The organism is Arthrobacter sp. P1_B3, assembly GCF_056406615.1.
Map to the genome: position 1 here is coordinate 1 of NZ_JBFTZV010000003.1, position 20,957 is coordinate 20,957.

General features: G+C 64.8%; 24 protein-coding genes. 12 read left to right on the forward strand and 12 right to left on the reverse strand.

Translation table 11 applies throughout. The features are described 5' to 3' along the window. Positions 1-31: 31 nt before the first annotated feature. Complete coding sequence (locus AC1D2F_RS04370) at positions 32-184, reverse strand: hypothetical protein (RefSeq protein ID WP_229992342.1); 153 nt, start codon at positions 182-184, stop codon at positions 32-34. A 418-nt stretch (positions 185-602) separates the two neighbouring features. Between AC1D2F_RS04370 and AC1D2F_RS04375 the strand changes: the two genes are divergently transcribed. Both AC1D2F_RS04375 and AC1D2F_RS04380 read left to right on the forward strand, forming a co-directional pair. Continuing rightward, positions 603-1,271, forward strand: a complete 669-nt coding sequence (locus AC1D2F_RS04375) for an alpha/beta fold hydrolase (protein ID WP_364742991.1) — start codon at positions 603-605, stop codon at positions 1,269-1,271. Between the two features lie 243 nt (positions 1,272-1,514). Further along, entirely contained in the window at positions 1,515-1,769 is a 255-nt protein-coding gene (locus AC1D2F_RS04380) for a hypothetical protein (protein ID WP_229992340.1), read from the forward strand. A 128-nt stretch (positions 1,770-1,897) separates the two neighbouring features. Here AC1D2F_RS04380 and AC1D2F_RS04385 read toward each other — a convergent pair whose 3' ends face one another. From AC1D2F_RS04385 to AC1D2F_RS04405, 5 genes are all read right to left on the reverse strand, one after another. Further along, the gene (locus AC1D2F_RS04385; protein WP_364742988.1) at positions 1,898-3,334 is read right to left on the reverse strand and encodes an MFS transporter; all 1,437 of its coding nucleotides are present in this window, start codon (positions 3,332-3,334) and stop codon (positions 1,898-1,900) included. Between the two features lie 281 nt (positions 3,335-3,615). Further along, a complete protein-coding gene (locus AC1D2F_RS04390) occupies positions 3,616-4,050 on the reverse strand; it encodes an SRPBCC family protein (protein ID WP_364742985.1) in 435 nt (144 codons plus the stop codon). 231 nt (positions 4,051-4,281) lie between these two features. After that, the gene (locus AC1D2F_RS04395) at positions 4,282-4,785 is read right to left on the reverse strand and encodes a GNAT family N-acetyltransferase (RefSeq protein ID WP_364742982.1); all 504 of its coding nucleotides are present in this window, start codon (positions 4,783-4,785) and stop codon (positions 4,282-4,284) included. 230 nt (positions 4,786-5,015) lie between these two features. After that, positions 5,016-5,429 carry a MarR family transcriptional regulator gene (locus tag AC1D2F_RS04400; protein ID WP_476966372.1) on the reverse strand — a complete coding sequence of 138 codons (414 nt, stop codon included), beginning with the start codon at positions 5,427-5,429 and terminating at the stop codon, positions 5,016-5,018. Positions 5,430-5,544: 115 nt separating this feature from the next. Next, positions 5,545-6,981, reverse strand: coding sequence for an MFS transporter (locus AC1D2F_RS04405; RefSeq protein ID WP_229992184.1), 1,437 nt, complete (start codon positions 6,979-6,981; stop codon positions 5,545-5,547). Between the two features lie 314 nt (positions 6,982-7,295). Between AC1D2F_RS04405 and AC1D2F_RS04410 the strand changes: the two genes are divergently transcribed. The 5 genes from AC1D2F_RS04410 (at position 7,296) to AC1D2F_RS04430 (ending at position 10,611) form a co-directional block, all read left to right on the forward strand. After that, positions 7,296-7,991: a hypothetical protein gene (locus tag AC1D2F_RS04410; protein ID WP_476966285.1), complete on the forward strand. Its 696-nt coding sequence runs from the start codon at positions 7,296-7,298 to the stop codon at positions 7,989-7,991. 90 nt (positions 7,992-8,081) lie between these two features. Further along, a complete protein-coding gene (locus tag AC1D2F_RS04415; protein WP_229992186.1) occupies positions 8,082-8,675 on the forward strand; it encodes a sulfite oxidase-like oxidoreductase in 594 nt (197 codons plus the stop codon). A 10-nt stretch (positions 8,676-8,685) separates the two neighbouring features. After that, complete coding sequence (locus tag AC1D2F_RS04420; protein ID WP_229992187.1) at positions 8,686-9,423, forward strand: ferredoxin reductase; 738 nt, start codon at positions 8,686-8,688, stop codon at positions 9,421-9,423. Further along, the gene (locus AC1D2F_RS04425; RefSeq protein WP_476966286.1) at positions 9,420-9,767 is read left to right on the forward strand and encodes a DUF6510 family protein; all 348 of its coding nucleotides are present in this window, start codon (positions 9,420-9,422) and stop codon (positions 9,765-9,767) included. Before AC1D2F_RS04420 ends, AC1D2F_RS04425 begins: the two co-directional genes overlap by 4 nt. A gap of 67 nt (positions 9,768-9,834) precedes the next feature. Continuing rightward, positions 9,835-10,611, forward strand: a complete 777-nt coding sequence (locus AC1D2F_RS04430) for a CG0192-related protein (RefSeq protein WP_476966287.1) — start codon at positions 9,835-9,837, stop codon at positions 10,609-10,611. A 12-nt stretch (positions 10,612-10,623) separates the two neighbouring features. Here the strand turns inward: AC1D2F_RS04430 and AC1D2F_RS04435 are convergent, their stop codons facing one another. The 4 genes from AC1D2F_RS04435 to AC1D2F_RS04450 form a co-directional block, all read right to left on the reverse strand. Further along, complete coding sequence (locus AC1D2F_RS04435; RefSeq protein ID WP_476966373.1) at positions 10,624-11,745, reverse strand: YihY/virulence factor BrkB family protein; 1,122 nt, start codon at positions 11,743-11,745, stop codon at positions 10,624-10,626. 118 nt (positions 11,746-11,863) lie between these two features. After that, positions 11,864-12,460, reverse strand: coding sequence for a DUF3618 domain-containing protein (locus AC1D2F_RS04440; RefSeq protein ID WP_229992191.1), 597 nt, complete (start codon positions 12,458-12,460; stop codon positions 11,864-11,866). Positions 12,461-12,478: 18 nt separating this feature from the next. Next, positions 12,479-12,892, reverse strand: coding sequence for a phage holin family protein (locus AC1D2F_RS04445; RefSeq protein ID WP_229992192.1), 414 nt, complete (start codon positions 12,890-12,892; stop codon positions 12,479-12,481). Beyond that, the gene (locus AC1D2F_RS04450) at positions 12,889-13,770 is read right to left on the reverse strand and encodes an ATP synthase subunit B family protein (RefSeq protein ID WP_476966288.1); all 882 of its coding nucleotides are present in this window, start codon (positions 13,768-13,770) and stop codon (positions 12,889-12,891) included. The genes AC1D2F_RS04445 and AC1D2F_RS04450 overlap by 4 nt, the downstream gene beginning before the upstream one ends. A gap of 308 nt (positions 13,771-14,078) precedes the next feature. On the opposite strand from AC1D2F_RS04450, the gene AC1D2F_RS04455 reads away from it, so the two are divergent. The 5 genes from AC1D2F_RS04455 to AC1D2F_RS04475 all read left to right on the forward strand — a co-directional run bounded on the left by AC1D2F_RS04455 (position 14,079) and on the right by AC1D2F_RS04475 (position 18,847). Further along, positions 14,079-14,567: a MarR family winged helix-turn-helix transcriptional regulator gene (locus AC1D2F_RS04455; RefSeq protein WP_229992194.1), complete on the forward strand. Its 489-nt coding sequence runs from the start codon at positions 14,079-14,081 to the stop codon at positions 14,565-14,567. A gap of 198 nt (positions 14,568-14,765) precedes the next feature. After that, a complete protein-coding gene (locus tag AC1D2F_RS04460; protein WP_229992195.1) occupies positions 14,766-15,032 on the forward strand; it encodes a GlsB/YeaQ/YmgE family stress response membrane protein in 267 nt (88 codons plus the stop codon). Between the two features lie 176 nt (positions 15,033-15,208). Then, a complete protein-coding gene (locus tag AC1D2F_RS04465) occupies positions 15,209-15,649 on the forward strand; it encodes an Hsp20/alpha crystallin family protein (RefSeq protein ID WP_476966289.1) in 441 nt (146 codons plus the stop codon). Positions 15,650-15,681: 32 nt separating this feature from the next. After that, positions 15,682-16,029, forward strand: a complete 348-nt coding sequence (locus AC1D2F_RS04470; protein WP_229992197.1) for a hypothetical protein — start codon at positions 15,682-15,684, stop codon at positions 16,027-16,029. Positions 16,030-16,180: 151 nt separating this feature from the next. Then, entirely contained in the window at positions 16,181-18,847 is a 2,667-nt protein-coding gene (locus AC1D2F_RS04475; protein ID WP_476966290.1) for a PEP/pyruvate-binding domain-containing protein, read from the forward strand. A gap of 82 nt (positions 18,848-18,929) precedes the next feature. Here the strand turns inward: AC1D2F_RS04475 and AC1D2F_RS04480 are convergent, their stop codons facing one another. Both AC1D2F_RS04480 and AC1D2F_RS04485 read right to left on the reverse strand, forming a co-directional pair. Then, positions 18,930-19,892 (reverse strand): carbohydrate kinase family protein, encoded by a 963-nt coding sequence (locus tag AC1D2F_RS04480; protein ID WP_476966291.1) that lies wholly within the window; start codon positions 19,890-19,892, stop codon positions 18,930-18,932. Beyond that, positions 19,892-20,953 carry an NAD(P)-dependent alcohol dehydrogenase gene (locus tag AC1D2F_RS04485; RefSeq protein WP_476966292.1) on the reverse strand — a complete coding sequence of 354 codons (1,062 nt, stop codon included), beginning with the start codon at positions 20,951-20,953 and terminating at the stop codon, positions 19,892-19,894. Before AC1D2F_RS04485 ends, AC1D2F_RS04480 begins: the two co-directional genes overlap by 1 nt. Positions 20,954-20,957: the final 4 nt, after the last annotated feature.

Here is a 20,957-nt window from a genome sequence, read left to right on the forward strand (position 1 = left end):
GCCCGCCGCCGTTGAGCGATCAGGTTGAGCGTCAGGCTTTGGCCTTGCGCTTCACCCAGCCCCAAACAGCCGTGGCCACCAGCAGCACCAGAGCAATGATCGCCAACCAAAGTAGGCCCTTCACGGCGAAGCCAAGGATCGAAAGTACAAGCCAAATGATAAGTAGTGTGATTATTAGTCCCATACCGGAAGCTTATGCCACGCCAGTAGCCGACGGCGCCATCGGGACCGCGCTCCACGTCCGCTTTGGCGCTGGCCAGGGCCTCGGACGGTGACCCTGCGGTGGCCGCGGCTCTGCTGTCGCTCGTTATCTAAGGGGTGAAGCGAGGACGAAGCCTGTCATGTGTTCGAGTCCAGGACGACGGTCTCTGAGACAATTCGATCGTCCGGTTACCGACGGGAAACGTAAACTGCTTCCACCTGACTGGAACGAACTGCCCGAGATGCGAATGGTCCGTTAGCGGCTGCCGGGGTTGCCGGCGTCCATAAGGGCGGGGAGAAGATGGGGAGATGAGATCCGTGTTGAAGCGAAAGCAGCCCAACGGGCGCCACCTGCTGGTCCGGAACCGGGGTCCCGTCGTCGGCGTTTGGCTGGTACTGCCGTGAATACGTTCGTGCTGATCCCGGGAGCGGGCGGCGCAGCCTGGTACTGGAGCCACGTCGTTCCTTTGCTTCAGGGGACCGGGCACGACGCCGTGGCGGTCGATCTGCCCGGCGACGATGAAGGCGCCGGGCTGCCGGAGTACGCGCGGCTGGTTCTCGACGCCATCGGTGGGCGCAACGACGTCGTGCTTGTTGCGCAGTCGCTGGGTGGCTTCACCACCCCGCTCGTGTGTGAGCGCGCTTCCGTCCGAAAGCTCATCCTGGTGAATGCGATGATCCCTATACCGGGCGAGACCCCCGGCGCATGGTGGGACAACACCGGCTGGGCTGCAGCGCAGCAAAGCGCGGCCAGGGCCCACGGGTACAGTGCCGAGTTCGACATTGACACCTACTTCCTGCACGACGTTCCGCCGGAAATCGCGGCGGAAGGGGAACCGCATCAGCGCCCGGAAGCAAACGCGGTTTTCGGTTCGGTATGCAACTTCACGCAATGGCCCAAGATCCCAACCCGTGTGCTTACCGGCGAGGCAGACCGGTTCTTTCCTCTGGATTTCCAACGACGGGTCGCCCGCGAACGCCTCGGTGTGGAGCCCGACGTCGTGCCCGGCGGCCACCTCCTCGCCCTAGCAAACCCCGACGGCGTGGCCAGCTACCTGCTGCGCAGTTGAATATGGGGAACCGGAATGGGTGCCGGTTCGATGATCGTTCCGTTGACAGGTCAAGCGGTGGACGATCTCGGCCCCGGGGTCCTTCAACACGCGTCCGAGTAACACCTGACCCGCCGGGTTGAGCCGAACTGGACAGGGTTGTCTTCCTGGCATAAATTCAACGTTGGCAGTCGGGCGGTGACCCAACTGCCCAGTGTCGGTGACGGAGCGTCCCAGCGATGCACACGAGATAAGGGAACGGATATGAGCGCGCATTTTGATCGGTTCCTCGCAGAGGCCGTGACCAGTGACCGGGAAACCGACGGCGGGTTGGACGAGGAAGAGCTGTACGGGTTGTACACCAGCTGGTGCCTGATAAACCACACCGAGCCGGAGCCCGCCGAGGCTCTTTGGGCGGCCCTCGAAGGCCGCCGGATCAAGCCTGACGACAACACTCTGGCCATGTCCGGTCCCGCCGCGTTGGATTACATCGTGTACAGCTCCCCCGACCTGGCGTAAACGCACCTCAAACGGACGGTGGGACCGCTGGACCGGCGAGCTGGAGAACGATGCGGCTCAGACGTTGAATACGGCATCGGGCCGCAGTCCGATGGCGGAAGGCCGCACCAGGGCTTGGAACCTTGGGATCACCCCCGCACGGCGGCGGGGACCTGCTTGACGGGTTTTGTGGCAGGCATCCCGATAACGGCGACGACGGTGAGCAGCGCGACGATCATGACCGCCAGGAACACGGCGGAAGAGGCCGCCACGATGGTACCGGGATCCGTGTCACCGTGCGGAGTGCCGGCGTAGACGGCGTTTGCTATCGCCCCGAACACTGCGACACCGATGGAGCTGCCGATTGATCGGGCGAAAAGGTTGGTGCCGGTCACCACCCCGCGCTCGTTCCATTCGACGCTCGTCTGGGCGGCGATGAGGGTCGGCGTGGCGACCAGCCCGAGTCCGAGTCCGACGATGAAGCAACTGCCTGCGACCAGCGCAACGTTCGGGACGGAAGCGGTGACGGCCAGGACCGCCGTGCCGATGACGGTGACCGTGATACCGATCATCGCAGTGTTCCGGAACCCGATCCGCAGATACAGGCGGCCCGATTGGGACGCACTGATCGGCCAGCCGATGGTCAGCGCCGCCAGGGCGAGCCCGGCCAGGATCGGGGAGGTCGAGAGGGCTCCTACGAGGAAGGTGGGAACGTAAGAGGTGATGCCAAGCATGACTGCTCCCACGCCGAAGGCGACCATCGCCGTCGTCGCCAGCAGCCGCCGGGACACCACCCACGGGGGCAGGACAGGCTCCGCTGCCCTCCGTTCGGCGAGGACGAACGCGGCGAACAAAAGCGCACCGCCGGCGAACACTGCGCTGCTGATGGCGGAGTTCCAGGCCCAGGCCTGGCCGCCCTCGAGGGCACCGAGAATGAGCAGGGTGAGCGAAACCGTGAGCAGCCCCGCGCCCAGATAGTCGACCCGGTGCTTCACGCGCTCGATGTTCTCGTGGAACGACCGGACCAGCATCCATCCTGCCACCAGGCACAGCGGGATGTTCACGAGGAAAATGCCACGCCAGATGCCGAGCGTGGCAAACACTCCCCCGAGCGTCGGGCCCACCACTGAGGAGACGGCCCACACACTCGCAAGGTAGCCCTGTACTTTTGCCCGCTCTGCCAGGGCGTAGATATCGCCGGCGATAGTGATGGCCATCGGCTGGACCGCTCCGGCGCCCAGGCCCTGGACCACGCGGAAGGCGATGAGCACCGGCATGCTCCACGCGACTCCGCACAGGACCGAGCCGAGCAGGAACAGTCCAATTCCGATCAGCATGATCGGCTTGCGGCCGATGGTGTCGGAGAGCTTCGCGTAGACAGGGACTGACACAGCCTGCGCCAGCAGGTAGGCGGAGAACAGCCACGGGAACGACGTGAACCCGCCAATGTCATGCACGATCGCAGGCACGGCTGTCGCCACAACGGTCGCGTCAATCGCCACCAGACCCGTAGAGAGCATCAGGGCAATAAGGACAGGTCCGCGTTCGGAGCGGAAGCCGACTCCCTCGGCAGGCGTAGTCGTCACGTGACCTCATTCCCATCGGTGCTCAAAGGCGGCGTTGTGCGCAGAACCGGTTCCACCCCCGACTGCATAACGGCACCCGTCACCGAATTAGTCCCGGACCTGCCTCATAATCGCGGCGATGGTCCGGACTATTGCACGCTTGCTTATTATCGTCTAATTTGAGGCTGGGATGCGGCCCGCCTAGCGAACACGGGCCTTCGGCACACGCCTCTTGCCGACTTCCTGACAGGCCGGCTCCGCGTCCAAGTCCGGAGCCGGCCTCGGGGGCGCCGCCCATCACCTCATTGAGCGTGTCGGCCGAGGATTTCTGAGCGTTTCCTGACGGCGTTGACGTAATCGATGAGAGGCTGCCGCGCGTCCGGCATGGCCTTCCCGACTAGCCCGCGCAGTGGGCCGGTGATCTCCTCCTTCACGCGCAGGTGCGTCTTGCCATCGTCGTGGGGTTCAAGCGTGAACGTGCATACGCCGGTGATCAGACCCAGGGGCAGGCCCCCGGTCCAGGTCATCACCTCGCCGGGCCTCTGCCGGACACGCAGCCGGAAGATGCGGCTCCCACAGGTGCTGGTCCGGATTTTGATGGTGCCACCGTTGCGCAGTTCGCCCGTGACGTGCGTGATACCGGAATCCCAAACTGTGTAGTTCCCTGCATCGGTGATGATGTCCCAGACGGTGGAGTCTCGGGCTTTGATAAGTGCCTCAGCCTCGACGGAATGCATGAACCTACCGTATCCGCCGCGTCCCGGGAAGGCGCCAGAGGATTTGGGCACCTGTCTGGTGAACATCAGCCCACGTCCACGGCATAGGCCAAAGGCCTGGGAGACGTACTCCGAGTGGCTTTGGGGCAACCTAGGTGACTGATGACCCGGCTCATGTCGACACCGCATGCTGCGCGGAAGGCTGCGGCGCTGGCTGCCGCAGAACGCAAGTTCTGGCGCCCCGGCAATGGGTCAGAGGGTGAGCTTCATGCCCTCGTGGCTGCAGACAAAGCCCAGGCGCTCGTAAAAGCGGTGGGCCGCGAGGCGGGATTTGTCGGTGGTCAGCTGGACGAGGGAGCAGCCGCGCTCACGTGCATGCTTAATGGCCCATCGCATCATGACCGCACCAGTTCCCTGGCCTCGCAACTGCTTGGCTACTCGCACCCCTTCAATCTGTGCACGCCAGGATCCCCTGCGGGAGAGGCCGGGGATGAAGCTGAGCTGGAACGTGGCCACCACCTCACCGCCGAGTTCTCCCACTACCAAAAGGTGGGCGGGGTCGGAGTCGATTGCGTCAAAAGCCAGCTCGTACGGGTCCGGATCGTCGGCCCTTTCTCGGGTTGATCCCAGCTGATCGTCGGCGAGTAGCTGCAGAATTTGTGGCAGGTCAGCTTTGGTCGCGTGCCGGAGGCTGAAGGTTTCAGAGCCGACGGCGGCAGCCATTAAAGCGGGGACAGCGGAGGAACGGGAGGTCATGACCCCAGCATTCCATGAAGGCCCAGGGGCTTGCGACTAATGCTCTCTGTGGTGCCAGCCCCGCCGCAGGGATTCAGACAGTTCCTCCCAGGCACACCGATGGAGCGGCCAACTGTTGGGTCTAGTGCTGCCTGTCGCAGGGCTCCGATCACCCTGGCGGGTTACTGACCTCCCCGACGGCTGCGGCGCCGGGCGTGAATGAGCGTGTGCGGAGGCACACCCAACCGCTTCTATCGCGAGGCGAGCCGGTCCGCGTTGTTGCTCATGCGTTCGAGGACGCTGACAGCCATGGCATACTCATCCGCTCCGATGCCTGCCGTGAGCTCACGGCGGGCAGCTTCCRCCAGCCCGGTTGCCTCCGAATGCAGAGCGGAGCCGGCCTCGGTCAGGGCGAGGCGACCATCCAGCAGGAGCACCAGCCCCCGCCGAACCAACGCGGCCAGGTCCCGCTCCTGCCCTCCGCCGCCGTCCGCTGCGTTGAAAGGCCGCAGGATATCCCGCATTTCCGCCGGCGTGACGGGGGCGGAGCCCAACGTGTTGAGGACCTGCCACTGCSTTCTGGACAGATGGACACCGGCCAGCGTGGAATCGAGCTGTGCCTGCAGCGACGCATCCAGGCGCCGGACCCAGTAGCCAATGGGCATGTTCACCTTGCCATCGTCGCAGGAGCCTCATGCCCGGGCAAGGTCGCGGGCGGAGCCCGACTCCGGATTTCAGGGCTTCATCCCCGCTAGGGTCGCCTCGTGGTTGAAGTTCCCCCTATGGGCCAGGTCTGAAAATCCGTTGGCTCCGCGTGCTGTGCGTTGGGGCTCCCTGCCCTGTCCGGCCTGCCGGCCCCTTGCGCGGGTTTTGGATACCGACGGCGGAAACAATGCCCCCGAGGATGAGCAGCACGGCCGTCACGGTCACTATCCGGTGAAATCCGTCGAGATCAAGTTTGCCGCCCACGACGAGGCCTACCAGCGCGATGCCGATCAGACCGGCAACTCTGCTGACGGAGTTATTCACTGCCGAGCCGATGCCGGCCTGCTGTTCCGAAACCGAACCGAGAATGGCGGCAGTGAGCGGTGCGACGGTCGCCGAGAGCCCGACTGCGAACAGGAGGATCCCAGGCATCAGCTGGGTCCAATAGTTCACCGGGATTTCAGACGCGAGCATCAAGAGGTAGCCAGCTCCGGCGAGAGCCGGTCCGAATGCCATGAACCACCGCGGGCCGAACCGCCCGGCCAGTGAGCCAAACCATGACGCCAGGAGGATGTTGACGATGCTGACGGGAAGCAAAGCCAGAGCAGCCACCGTCGCCGGAAACCCGGCAACCTGCTGCAGGAAAAGCACGATGATGAATCCCCCGATCGACAGCGCAGCGTAGACGAAGGCCGTCGCCACATTGCCGACGGCAAAGTTTCGGACGGAGAAGAGGCTGAGCGGCAGGAGCGGCCGCTGTGCGGTCTGTTCCCGCCAAATGAACCCGGCGAGGCACAGGATGCCGAGGACGAAGGGCATCAGAATGAGCGGGCTCCCCCATCCATAGTTGCCTTGTTCGATCAGCGCGTAGACCGGCCCCGCCAGCCCGAGCACGCAGAGTACGGCGCCCGGGTAGTCGATGCGCACCCCCTCCTTGCGAACATCCCTGGCCCGCAGCTCGCCCAACAGATGCAGGGTCACAGCAATGGGCAGGACGTTGATTCCGAAGACCCAACGCCAGCCCACCGAATCGACGAGCACCCCGCCGAGCAGGGGGCCCGCGATGAAAGCCACGGTTGTACCAGCCGTCCACTGGCCGATCGCCTTCGCCCGGGGGGCCTCGTCGAAGTTGGACGTGATCAGGGCCAGGGAACTGGGCACCAGCAAGGCGCCCGCGACGCCTTGGAGCGCCCTGGCCAAGACCAGCACGTCCGCTGTGGGTGCCAGTGCACACATCACTGACGTGGTGCCGAACCCGATGAGGCCTGCCCGGAGAACCACGACGCGTCCGAGCAAATCAGAGAGCGAGCCGGCGACCAGGATGAGTGAACCCAGGGTGATCAGGTAGGCATCGACTACCCATTGCTGCGTTGTTAGTCCGCCGCCCAGTTCACGGGAAATGGCGGGCAGCGCTACGTTGATGACGCTGCTGTCGAGGAACGACACGAAGGACGCGAGAATCGCGATCCACAGCACGAGCCTCTGCGTACGCGTCGACGGTAGGGAACTCACTCTCCCAGTTAACACCCGCGGTTGCCGGACCCAAGCCGGGACACACTCACGCAAGGCAGTACCAGACGACGGCGGCTGTTGGGTCGGTACCCGGCCCGCGCCCCGAGCTGGTGATCGTTCGATGAACATTGGATGTCCTTCAGCTTCCGGCTGTCGCCGGGGACCTAAAATGGGGGGCGGGAGTCTCCGCCTCAACGATCGAACCGGCCAACCCTGGTAACCCCAAGGGACGAAACCACAGCAGAATGCGCCCAGGCTCGCGTGGCCACGCGAAGCATCAACGATGGAGAGCTGCGATGTCGTTTGAGGATGGGATGAATAGGACGCAAGCGGAGGTGGCCCGAGCGGATGTCGCCGGCAGAGCCGCCAAAGAGTCCGTCCCGGGCATCTATGAGTCGGCCCGCCGCGCCGCCGCGGACCGGATGAAACGCATCCTGGGACATGCCAGCACGCGGCTGCTCAAGCGATCCGTGCCGACCAGTCTTGCCGCCGTCACCACAGGCACCGATTGGAGCACATGGCATTTCGTGGCCCAGTCCCTTGGCTGGCCCCTGGAAAACGAGGACGACGGCGCTGCCTTCCTGACTGTCGACGGCCGCATCTGCTTTTACCGCCAGTCCACGACCTTCGGCGGGGACGAATTCCTAAGCGTCGACACCGTTCTGAGCACGTTCGAAGGCGGCAGCGACACGAAAAGGCTGGTCAACCCCAAAGGCCTGGTCCCGGCGTCGGGACGTGTGATCTCGCTGCCGGCCCGCAAACCGGGCAAGGAGCCGGCCTGGATGACCTCCCCCCAGCGCCTTGTCGAATTCAGCGGCAACCACGCCATCGCCCGCTGGCCCCGGACCGCTTTGGACAACCTGGTGAACACTGACTTTGACCGCAAGGGCAAGGCGTGGATCACCTACTCCCGCTGGGACCACCACCAGAGCATTCCGCTGAAGGAGTGGGTCACCGCGACCACCGCTGGACTCCTCGCCCCCGGATCCCCCGCAAGCAAGGAGGCCTAAGGGGCAAGGTCTGGTCTCGGTCCCGCCATTGCCATATCGTTGGGGCACCGATAAGAGTCGACCGGCGGAACTCCGCATCGGAGGTACAAGATGGGAATCATCTCGTCTGGTTTTCATGGAAAACGGCGCACCGGCAATCCAGCGTTACCACCCGGCCAATACGAGACAGCAAGCTTTCCCGTGCTGACGGCAGGCCCTGCACCCTATATCGCCAACGCTGACTGGGAGTTCTTCATTAGAACGGAGACGGGGCAGCGCCGTGCTTGGTCCTGGGAGGAGTTCTTGGCGCTGCCCCAGGTTGATATCCAGACCGATATTCATTGTGTGACCAGCTGGTCCAAGCTGGGTACCTCGTGGCGCGGGGTGTCCCTGGACACCTTGTTCGAGGACGTGGAAACAACATCCGAGTTCACTACAGCTCACTCCTATGGCGGCTATACCACCAATGTCCCGTTGCAGGACCTGCTGGACGGCCAGGCATGGGTGGCCTGGGAATTCGGCGGTGAGCCATTGGAACGGGCCCACGGCGGCCCTGCCCGCCTGCTGGTGCCCCACTTGTACTTTTGGAAGAGCGCGAAATGGATCAATGGCATCGAGCTGATGCCGCACGATGTTGCCGGCTTCTGGGAATCTAACGGGTACCACATCAACGGCGACCCGTGGCGCGAGGAGCGCTACTCATGAGGCAGGACGCATGAGCACCTTGTGGCGCGTCGCCGAGGTTGTCAGCGGCGTTCCCGAAACGGAATCGTCCAGAACCATCGGGCTGCGCGTGGACGGTCTGAACGGCAACCTTGCCGGCCAGCACATCGATATCCGGCTCACGGCGGACGACGGTTACACGGCGGTGCGGTCCTACTCCGTGGCCACCGCCGGCATGGACGAAATCCTGGAGATCACGGTCGACGAATTGGCCAATGGGGAGGTCTCCCCTTATCTGGTCAGAGACCTGATGGTTGGAGACCAGTTGGAGATCCGGGGCCCCGTCGGCGGCTGGTTCGTCTGGCGTCCGACCGACCCGAACCCGGTTCAGCTGATCGCCGGCGGATCCGGTATCGTGCCGCTCATGTCCATGATCCGCGCGCACGAGGCATCCGAGAATCCTTCACAGTTCCGGTTGCTGTACTCGCTCAAATCGCCCGAAACAGGGTTCTATCGGGAGGAGCTGCTCACCTTGGGCCAGGAATCCCCCAAGCTGACCGTCGACCATTTCTATACACGCAAAGTTCCGGCGGGCTGGCCAAGCGCACCGAAGCGACTCACCGCTGAAACACTGCTGGCAAACATCCTGCCCGCGGACGCTGCCCCCGACATTTTCATCTGTGGTCAGACGATGTTTGTCGAAACGGCCACAGAGTGGATGGTGCAGGCGGGCTATCCGACCGGCTCGATCAAAACCGAACGCTTCGGCGGAACGGGAGGAATACGGTGACTGGCAACAACGGCTCCGCTTCCCCGGGTGCTGAGGACCCGCGCTTCGAGGACCCGGACATCGCCGGAACCGCGGGCAATCCAGTACCACACCTTGACGGGAACGCGGCAGCAGGACCGTTATGGGAATTGTTCCGCATTGACATCATTGCAGCGATCGGTCGGTGCAAGAACTGTGGCGCGGTCAGGGTCTTCGGGGAAGCAGCGGTCTACGCCGACGCCCCGGGAATAGTTGTGCGCTGCAGTTCCTGCGGGGGCGTCCTGCTGCGTCTCGTAGAGACTCCGACCAAATTCTGGCTCGATGTCAGTGGACTCAGCTACCTTCAGATCGCCCGGGAGGGCTAGGCACGGGTCTGGTATCCGCACTCCTGCCGTGCTCAAGACTGCAGGACGCGGGCTCCGAGGATAGTTCATGCAGTTACCTCACGAATCAGCACCAGTCAGTCGCCAACAATTTGAAGGCGACGACCTGGCACAGCCACCAAGACGACCGGATGAAGATCGAGTATGGGCTCATTCTGCCGGAACTCCCGGGGCTGCGGTTAGGCTTGCAGACATGGCGATCATCCACCAGGCAGAATTGCAGCCGACGAAACTTGAACTTCTCGAAAAGTGGCTGCCCAGCCAGCCGTGGTTCAAGGAGCCCGGCACGGCAGGGTTGCGCAAAGTGGGTTCCTATCGGTTCGACGACCCCGCCGGCGAGGTCGGCATAGAAACGATCATCGTGTCTGTGGGCAGCTCCACCGTTCAAGTTCCTCTCACGTACAGGGCCCAGCCCCTGGCCGGCGCGGAACCATGGCTGGTCGGAACGATGCAGCATTCGGTTCTCGGAACGAGGTGGGTTTACGATGCCTGCGCCGATCCCATCTACGTGGCGGCATTGGCGGCGAGCATCATGCTGGGCCGGCCGCAAGCTGAGCAATACCTCCAAAAAGGGGGGAAACAAGAACGCCTGGCCCAATCGGTCTTCGTGCAAACCACCGGACCGAAACTCGATGCAGTTCCTGAGGTCTCTTCGGCCACACCGTGCGACACCGACGCCGGCACGGTAGTCGAGTCTGCCGGCCTCCACTTGCTCGTTATCCGGCGGCTGGACCTTAACGGGCAACCCGCCGGCCGGCTCACGCTGACCGGCAGCTGGGAAGGACAAAAGGACAACGTCAAACTCGCCGTCATAAGCGAAGCCTGACACTTTCGTGAGTTAGGTGCGGTCCACTCGATCGTTCTCTCCGGGATGGTTTCTGCCTTCCGGCTGTTCATGGCCGTTCCCGTGCTGTTCCCGCAGCTCCCGCCCGCGGCGGATGTCTTCTTCCTCGCGGGCCTGGAGCTTGTCGCTCTGTTTCGTGTCCCGTGGTGGCAGCTGAATGGTCTCTTCGGCCTCGATGCCGGCCTGGAGCTGCCGTCCACGCTCCATCTCGGCGTCGAACTCGGCACCGAACAGCAGAGACATGTTCAGGATCCAGAGCCACAGCAGCGAGATGATGACGCCGCCGATCGCACCATAGGTCTTCTCGTAGCTGTTGAAGTTGGCCACGTAGAAGGCGAAGGCCAGGGACGCAAGCAGGAAGATCACCAAGGCGATTGCGGATCCCAGGCTCATCCAGCGGAACTTGGGCTGCTTTACGTTCGGGGTGGCGTAGTAGAGGATGGCGATCGCGAGGATCACGAGCAAGAAGATGACGGGCCACTTGAGAATATTCCACGCCGTCAGGACGGCCCCGCCGAGGCCGATCGCATTGCCGACGGCCTCGGCCACCGGCCCGCTCAGCACGAGCATTGCTGAGAGCACGAGGACGATCAGAACGGTGGCAATCGTGACGCCCAGCATCGTGCCCCGAAGTTTAATAAAGGGCCGGCCCTCGTCGATTTCGTAGATCCTGTTCATTGCCCGGCCAAACGCACCGACGTAGCCGGACGCGGACCAGAGGGCGGTGAGGATGCCGATAACCAGGGTGAGTCCGGCAGCGGAGGAGCTGCTGAGTTGCTCGACCGGCTGGCGGATCGCGTCCACCGTGTCACCGGGCGCGAATCCCTGGACGATCTCCAGAAGGGCGGATGTGGTCTTCTCGGCCTGCCCGAAAATGCCCAGCAAAGACACCAGGGCCAACAGCGCCGGGAAAATGGAGAGCACCGAGTAGTAGGTCAGGGCTGCGGCGAGATCCGGGCACTGGTCCTTCGTGAATTCACGCAGGGTCTTCTTGGCGATGTACTTCCAGGAGGGCTTGGTGACGTCGGCGGGGCTGTCCGGTTTGCGGGAGTCGTCCGGAGCGGGCGCAGTACGGGCCTTGGCAGTGCTGCTCTCGTCCGTTTCGGCGTCGGTCATGGAGTCATTTTCTGCCTTGGCAGGGTTCTTGGCCATGGAAAATCCTTCTTGGGGTTAAGCGAAGTGGCCGGCCGCCCAGCGCATCAGCGAGGGCAGCCGGCCGAATTCAGATGTGGCCTCAGGCCTGCTGAACGTTGCCCTTGGCTTCTGCGGTCCGATCCTTCACGTCCGCCACAGCCGTCTGACCGTCCGCCTTGAGATGATCGGTGGCGTCCGCGGCAGTGGCCTTGACGTTCTCCATGGCTTCCTGGGCGGGTTCCTTGAGTCCCTCGGCCACGTGCTTGGCGGCGTCCGTCAGTTCCGTCGTGAGTGGCTCGGCGGCGGACTTGAGGGCATCAGCAGCTTCACGCTCCTTCTGGCTGGCCGGGATCAGGGAGGACACCAGCAGTCCGGCGCCAAAGGCGATCAGCCCGGCAGCCAGCGGGTTCCCCTGGGTCTTGGCCTTCAGCTGTGTCGGCGCGGCCGCGACTGCGGAACCCGCGTCACTCACGTGCGCGCCCGCGCTTCCGGTGGCGGAGTGGACGTGGTCGGCGGTGTGGTCGGCGGCTCCCATGACTTTCTCCTTCACTCCGAAGACGGCATCTTTGACTCTGTCGGTTTGCCGCTGGACGATGTGCGACGGCGTGACCTTGTCAGCGACGGCATCCACGTTTGTGCCCAGGCGGGCGCGGGTTGCTTCAATATCTGCTCGGATGACATCCGGATTTTCACTCATCGTGTTTCCTCGCTGGATCTAAGAGTTGGGTTTAAGTGTCGGCGGGATTTCCTGCAGGGTCTCGGCGGTCCTCGGCATGCCCTTGATCGCGTTAAGTTCCTTGCGGCCCATGGTTGCCAGGACGGCGGCGGCAATTGCCCAGATGACTGCGACAACAACACCGGACCAACCCAGCCCCATCAGGTTCCCCAGCGCCCACCAGAGCGCCAAAGACAGGAACAGGAGCACAAAGTGGCCCGCGACGCCGGCGCCGGCCAGCATGCCGGTGCCTTTGCCGGCCCGGGTGGCGGACTGCTTGAGTTCGACCTTGGCTAGTTCCACTTCCTGCCGCATCAGGGTGGACATGTCCCGGGTGACTTCACCCAGCAGGTCACCTAGGGAAGACGTTTCCGCCTTCGCGTGGGCGGCGGTGGGAGGCATTTCGCTGCTCATCGACGGCCGCCGTCGAAGGGGTCATCGCGGGACGGATCAGCCGACCGAAGGGGCTCGCCGACCATGGGCTCTGTGGCCCTGCGGCCCGGCCCGGCGTCATGGAGTGGATCGGCAGTGCCCAACTCGGAGTCCAGGGGATTCGGAGGGTAGGTGTCCGCGAAGCCCGCCGTCGTGGTTTGCGGAGCCGGCATCTGCACCGGCGGCGGCGGAACCGCTACGCCGGTATCGGGGATCCGGCCGGCGGCGGACGTTCCGGTAGCGGTGGTGCCCGTGGTTTCGGGGGCTCCGGCGCTCAGGCTGCGGCTGAGACGCCCGGCCAGTACACCGGCTCCGGCCGCGAGCAGGAGGAACGTGCCCGGGCGCTGGCGTGCAAAGGTTTTGACCTCGGTCAGCAGCGAACCCGGATCCCGGTCATCGAGCCATGACGCAACAGCGGCGGACCGCTCGGCGGCTTGGCGGACGACGTCGGTGGCCACGCCCGGCTGCTCGGAAGCAGCAGCCATGGAATGCAGTTCGCCAGCGACGGCTCTGAGGCCTTCGGCAACCTTCTGCTGCTGGGTTCCGGCCTGCTCAGTGAGATCTGACTTGGCCTGGTGCAGCAGGTCCCGGGCATTGGTCTTGACCTCGGCGGCGACGTGGACTGCTTCCGTCTTGGCCGTCTCGGCGACGTTTTGGGCCGCATCTGTTGCGTGGCGCTTTACGTCCGCCGCTTCTTCCCTCGCTGTCTCCTGTTTTGAGACAGCACGTTCCGTACCGTGAGCGGGCACCACGCCAACTTGAGGGGGCGCCACGCCATCTTGAGGGGGCACCACGCCATCGCCGGTGTACTGGTCCGTGGATGCTTGGGGTGTTGCCTGGGCCCATGGGTTCTGTGTCATCGTTGCTCTCTTTCAGGAGGGGTCCGCGTGGGATCGTGATCGTGTCTAGCGGTACCGGATGAAATTAGTAAGCACGGTTACTAACTAGATAGTAAGCACACTTCCTATGCTGATCGCAAGGCCTTGCCGAATTTCAAACGGGGGCTTATCGCGAAAAGCGCGCAGAGTGCGGTCTTGTGCGTGAAAGTAGTAAGCATACTTGCCAAATAGATGCACGGCGTGCTTACTGTGGAGGTGGACGCCGGCTTAGTTGGCGCCGTCCCTGACACCGCGATTTCGTCGCCACCCCAATCAGGAAGGCTCTCTTAGTGATCCTCGCCCCTGAGCCCCACGCCCGGGACGCTTACCGGCTTCTGACCGCAGCGGCCCGTCTGGTCCAACGCCTCCACGACGATGCGCTGGCACCGTTGGGACTGACGCGTGCCGCTGTCATCGCCTTGGAAGCCGTGGCACCCCGGCCCATGTACCAGGAACAGCTCGCCGCAAAGGTTCATGTTCAAAGCCAGACACTCGGGCGCGTTCTTGCGCGCCTGGAGGAGGGAGGGCTGGTCACTAGGACACGCAACCCCGCCGACCGGCGCCAATTTCAGGTCCAGATTTCCGAGGCCGGAAACGCCGCCCTGCAAGCGGCCTCCGAGGCTGAGCGTGCGGCCGTGCCTGCGGACTTCGACGGGTGGGAGACCCTGTCGGAACAACTCGCCCGGTTTGTGGATTTCTTCCAGACTCCACGAACGGGAATTCCAGGCTCCAGCGCCCCCTCGGCGCCCAAGCCTGGCCCCGAAGCTTCATTGAACTAGCCTCCCGCGGCTGGATCCCGCTCGGCCTGCCGCCCCTGGTACGCACGGCCAGCGCCCGCTTCGATTGCAGGCAAGACGGGCGACGGGACAGCCGCAGCAGCAGGCAGCGAGACCGGGTATTGCACGACAGTACGCATGCTGATTAAATCGCGGTTACGGCCGCATTCCACGACCGGTCTACCGAAAGGAAGTACAGTAATGGGAATTCTCGCGTTCCTCATTCTCGGCCTTATCGCAGGAGCTATCGCCAAGGCGGTCCTTCCCGGCCGGCAGGGAGGCGGCTGGGTGATCACACTCGTTGTTGGCGTCGTAGGCGCAATCCTCGGCGGCTGGATAGGTTCGTTGATCTTCGGCGGAGGCCTCGCTGACTTCTTTGACCTGCGGACCTGGCTCCTCGCCATCCTCGGGGCCGTTATTGTGCTCCTGGTCTATGGGGCCCTTGCCGGCCGCCGAAGCAGGGCATAGCAGGCTCGGGCGCAAAGTCCTCCCGCTAAGGCGTTCTTGGGCTCCGTAGACTGCTGCTGGCTGGTTCTGTAAGACCCCGGCAACAGGGTCTTACAGAACCGCAACGCCGGCTGGCCGGCGCCACCCCCGCCGCTCCGCGCCGCAGCCACCTCGGGAACCAGAGCAAGGAGATAGACATGGAAAACTTGTTCCGCCGCACCGGCATCGACGTGCCCGAACCAGTCCGGCGCTTCCTGCAGGGCGAGACAGATGCCTGGCTAAGAGTCGAGGAGTACCGGGACGGAAACACCTTGGTCGTCCGAACCGATATTCCCGGCATCGACCCCGACAAGGACATCGATATCACCGTCACCGACGGCACCTTGCAGATTGCTGCCCGGCGCACGGAACCCGCCCACAAGGATCAACCGGGTTACCGGAGCGAAGTTCGCTACGGCGAATTTTCGCGTAGCGTCCCGCTGCCCCGCGGCGCGAACCCTGAGGCTGTTGAGGCAAGCTACATCGACGGTGTCTTCGAAATCCGCGCCCAGCTTCCGGAGCAGTCCGAAACGTCCGCCACGAAAGTCCACGTCTCCCGCGGTGGAGCCCAGTCACCGGAAGCACCCGAAACTACGTGACCTGACCCGCACGACAGAGCGGAAGCAACCCGATGACAATCAAGGTCAACAACGCGGGTCTACGTCATGCCCGGCAGCTGATCAAGGACGCGAGGCTTGCCCGGGATACCCGGGATGACTGGAGCGAGCATGCCCCCGACGCCGACCAGGAAAACGCGTTCATCGACAAGTACGGCTACACAGAGTACGGCTCGTGGCATCTGGGCGAAGACACGGAAGAAACACACGACACCAAGGGACGTTGCAGCTTTCCCTTTGGGGATTTTCGGCGGCTGCACCGCTGCGCGATTCTTGCCATCGAGAGCCGAGCCGCCCAGAACGACCACAACGACATCGCCAAAGCAGCTAAGTCCCTCCTCGACGAACTCGACAAGAACTAGACCCGGGCTCGTCTGGCCTTCGGGCGGCTCTGGCGGGGCTCTCCCCCGGGCCCTCCGATCCAGCTATGGCCTCTTGCCTGTGGCAGTGCCAGTATGTTGGGCATCAGGCTCAATCAAGACACCCCGGCCCGGGCAGAAGGGACGCACGGTCATGACCTACATCAACAACTTCGGCGATGTGGGACAAGGCGACGTCGCTGTGGCCGGCGGCAAGGGTGTCGGACTGGGCGGCCTCACGCAGGCCGGGCTGCCGGTTCCTCCGGGGTTTGTGCTGAACACCGCAGCCTATGAGGATTTTGTGGCCGCCAACCACCTCGAGGCGGGCATCCGTGAGCTGGCCTCGCTGTCGCCGCAGGCTGCGCCACAGGACTACGAGGACGCCTCGAAGCGGATCCGCGCCCTATTCACCGGCGGCACCGTGCCCGCAGGGATCGCAACGGAACTCAGCGCTGCTTACAGTCGCCTCGGCAACGGGGATTCCGCTGTGGCGGTGCGCTCCTCCGCCACGGCCGAGGACCTCGCCTCGGCCAGCTTCGCCGGGCAACAGGAAACCTACCTCAACATCCGCGGAGCGGAGGCTTTGGCCGCGGCCGTGACCGATTGCTGGGCTTCCCTGTGGACGGCGCGTGCCATGGCATACCGGGCCCGTGAGGGCATCGGCCCGGACGCGGTGCGCCTCGCGGTGGTGGTCCAGCAGATGGTCGAGGCCGAGGCTGCCGGGGTCATGTTCACCGCCAATCCGGCGAACGGGCGCCGCGACCAGATCGTGATCAGTGCCGCGTGGGGTCTGGGTGAGTCCGTGGTCAGCGGTACGGTGACCACGGATGACGTGGTCGTCAAAGCCGGTACGGGCTGGGTGCTGTCGCGCCGTACCGCTGACAAGGAGGTCATGACTGTCTATGCGGACCACGGCACGCGGGAGCAGCCGGTGCCGGCGGCGCGGCGTCGTCAGCCCGTCCTGGACAACCAGGCGGCGGCCGTACTGGCCGGCTATGGGACACGGATTACTGATCATTTCGGGACGCCGCAGGACATCGAGTGGGCACGGGCCGGCGGCGAGTTCTTCATCCTGCAATCCCGGCCGATCACGGCGTTGCCTGAACCAGCGGCTGACACCCCGGACGTCTGGACGGTGCCCTACCCGAAGGGGCTGTACTTCCGGGCCAGCATCGTGGAACAGTTGCCCGACCCGCTCTCGCCGCTGTTTGCCGACCTCATTGACGGCTCGGTGGCCCGTTCGCTGCGAGCCCTGATGGCCGAGGCCGTCGGCAAGAACGTCATCCGCGACGACGACGTGGGACTGCCCACCATTAACGGCTATGCCTATTACTTCTACCGCACCTCGGGAATGTGGCGGGTGATGGGCAAATCGCTGACCGCCGTACGGGCGCTGGTCCGCGGCAAGGCGCACATGGGTGTGGCCGGCTGGCGGGAATTTTCGCATCCGCGCTACGAGCAGGTGATCAAGGACTGGTCGGCCACGCCCGTCGAGGAGCTCTCCGGAGGGGAACTGTTCGAGGGTGTGCAGGCGTTGCTGGACGCAGGCACCGTGTACTACACGGCCGTGCAGTCAATCATTCCCATCGCCGCGACAAGCGAAATCTCCTTCCGGACGTACTACGACAGGTTCGTACGGCGCAACGGAGATCCCCCCGCCCAGACGTTCCTCCTCGGCTACGACAGCGAACCCATCCGGGCGGAGAAGTCGCTGTACGACCTCGCAGCCTGGGCCCGGGAAGTTCCGGAGCTGGCTCCGACGCTGCTCAACGAACCCACAGCGGCACTGGTGGAGTCGCAGCGCACCGGGATCCCGCCGGCAGGTGTGGACCAGGCGCTCTGGCAGCAATGGCATTCCCGCTTCCAGGACCACCTCGGCCGGTTTGGCCATGCGGTCTACAACTTGGACTTCGTCAGCCCGGTGCCGGCCGACGATCCCTCAGCCCTGCTGGAGACGGTGAAGTTCTACCTGCGGGGACAGGGCAATGACCCACACGCGCGACAACGGCTGTCGGCCGAGCGCCGGGAGGACCAAACCAACCAAGCGGTCACCCGGCTCGGGCCGAAGCGCAAGGCCGCGTTCCTCCGGTTGCTCCGGTGGGCTCAGAACGCCGCCCCGATCCGCGAGGACGCCCTGGCCGACGTCGGCCTGGCCTGGCCGCTGCTGCGGCGGATGCTGCTCGAACTGGGTCGACGGCTGGTTGACTCCGCCGTCATCGCCGAGCCTGCCGATGTGTTCTGGCTGCGCCGCCAGGAGCTGCAAAGCGCCGTCGATTTCGGCCTCGCCGCGCCGGGCGCACCAGCGGCAGTAGCAATTACCGGAGCGGATCGGCCCGTCCGCGCCGACGCCGTCGAGAAGCGCAAGATGCTCTGGCGAGGCCAAGCCAGGGCCGCCGCCCCGCAACTGCTCCCGGAAAGCCGGTGGATGGAGGGGGCCTTCGGGAAAATGATGCCCGCAGGCTCTCAGGACCAGCTGGGCGACATCATCAAAGGCATCGGCGCCAGCGCGGGCCGGGTCACCGCGCCGGCCCGCATCCTGAGAGGGCCCCAGGATTTTTCCCTGATGGTGCCCGGAGACGTCCTGGTCGCCCGCATCACCACCCCCGCATGGACCTCGCTGTTCGCGATGGCCTCCGCCGTGGTCACCGACGTCGGCGGACCATTGAGCCACAGTTCGATCGTGGCCCGGGAGTACGGCATCCCGGCCGTGCTCGGCACCGGGGTGGCCACCCAGCGGCTCACCAGCGGCCAGCGGATCCGCGTGGACGGCGACGCCGGCACTGTCACGATGGAGGATCCGGCCGTTACGCAGGGGCCATGACCGGCGGCCTTCAGAACGCTCCTGCCGCCGGCAAGTGCTCGCTCAGCCTCGGTAGCTGTCCCCCATCAGCCATCCTGCCTGCCTACAGCGGCCCGAGTTCTGCCGACCGCGGTGGATTTGCGCCCTTCCGGGAGCACGTGATCGCCGCCGCGCGGTTGGCGTACGAGGCGACTGCGTGCAGCTGATCCAGGGCCAGGGTCTGCAGTTTTTGTCTTCCCTCCGCCCCGAGCGCTTCGAGTTGGGCGAGTCCGGAAATAAGCCCTGCCATGAAGGAGTCGCCGGCCCCCACGGTATCTGCCACTTGGATGGGTTCAGCTGCCATCTCCACCCGCCCCTTCCCGGAGAGGATGATCGGGCCGGCCGCTCCGCGCGTCAGTGCCACGACCGCCGGTCCCAGTTCCAGCCAGGCCGGCAGGGATTCCTCCGGGGTCCGGTCCGGGTAGAGCCAGCTCAAGTCTTCGTCGCTGGCTTTGACAATGTCGCTGGCTGCCACGAACATTTCCGCCTGCCGGCGTGCGGCAGCCGCATCGGGGCTGATTGCAGGCCGGCAGTTGGGATCGTAACTGACCGTAGCGTGCTCCCGGGCGGCCTGTACCAGGACAAGGGTGGCCTGCTCCCCCGGCGGGAGCACCGTGGCGATTGATCCCGTGTGGACGTGGGTGGACCCTTTGACGGCGGCGAGGGCTGGCAGGGATGCCCCATTAATTGCCCACGTGATCTTGAAGGTGTATTCGGCGGCACCGTCGGAACCCAGAGTGGCGAGGGCCGTTGATGTGAGTGCGGTTCCGCCGTTGATCACCTGGACGCCGTTCGCCTGCAGATGCTCTTCGAGCATGAGCCCGTGCGGGTCGGCGCCATAGTGGGTCACCAGGTTCGTCCGGAGGTCGAGGCGCGCAGCCCCTACTGCCACGTTGAGGGGGCTGCCGCCGGGGTGGGCCTCGATTCCGGCAGGCCCGCGGCGGTCGCTGATGATGTCGACGAGTGATTCGCCGATGACCGTCAGGCTGCTGTCCCCCGCGGCGGGCGAGGCGTCCGTGGCGTACATCAGCGGCCCGGGTAGACGACGGCTTTGAGCTGTCCGGCCTGCTTGCCCGCTTTGAATGCTTCCTCGGAATCGGCGAGGGCGAACTTGCCGGTGACCAGGATGTCCAGGTCCACCTTCCCGTCCGCGATCAGCTGGATGGCCAGCGGCCATGTGTTGGTGTAGCGGAAGACGCCGGAGAGCCAGATTTCGCGGTTCTGGATGTAGGAGACGGGGAGTTCGACGTCGTCGGCCCCGAGTCCCACCAGGATGACCCGGCCGGCCGGTCCTACGGCTTTGATTCCGGAACGGACAGCCTGCGGGGCCCCGGAGGCGTCGATGAACGCATCGACGTCGAGCCCTTCGACACTGTCCGTCAAGGCGTTCAGGGCATGGGTGGCGCCGTGTTCCAGGGCGAACGCCAGCCGGTCTTCGGCGATGTCCGAGACGTAGATTTCGGTGGCGCCGAAGGCGCGGGCTGCTTGAGCGGCGATGATGCCGATGGGGCCAGCCCCGGCGATCAGGACCCGGCTGCCGGGCTTGATCTGGGCGCGTTCGCAGGCCCAAAGGCCGACGGAGAGCGGCTCGATGAGGGCTGCCGCCTCGTCGCTGACGCTGTCCGGGATGTCGTAGGCGAAGTCGCTCTGGATCTTCACGTATTCGGCGAAGGCTCCGTCGATCGGCGGGGTGGCGTAGAACTCGATGTCGGGGCACAGGTTGTAGCGTCCGGCTTTGCACTGCTTGCATTTGCGGCAGGGCCGCTGGGGTTCGACGGCGACCCGCTGGCCCACACGTGACGGGTCGACGGCGCTTCCGACGGCGGCGATCCGTCCGGAAAGCTCGTGGCCGAGGATCAGCGGATGGTCCACGACGTAGTCCCCGATCCGGCCGTGCTCGTAATAGTGGACGTCGCTGCCGCAGACGCCGACGGCGGAGACCTGCACCAGGACCTGATCCGCGTCCAGCTGCGGGACCGGCAGGGTTTCCATGGCCATGTCGCCCTGGCGCTGGAGGACTGCGGCGCGCATGGTGGCGGGCACGTCCGGATGTCCGGCGGTGCGGGACTGCGTGGTTGATGTTGTCATCGAA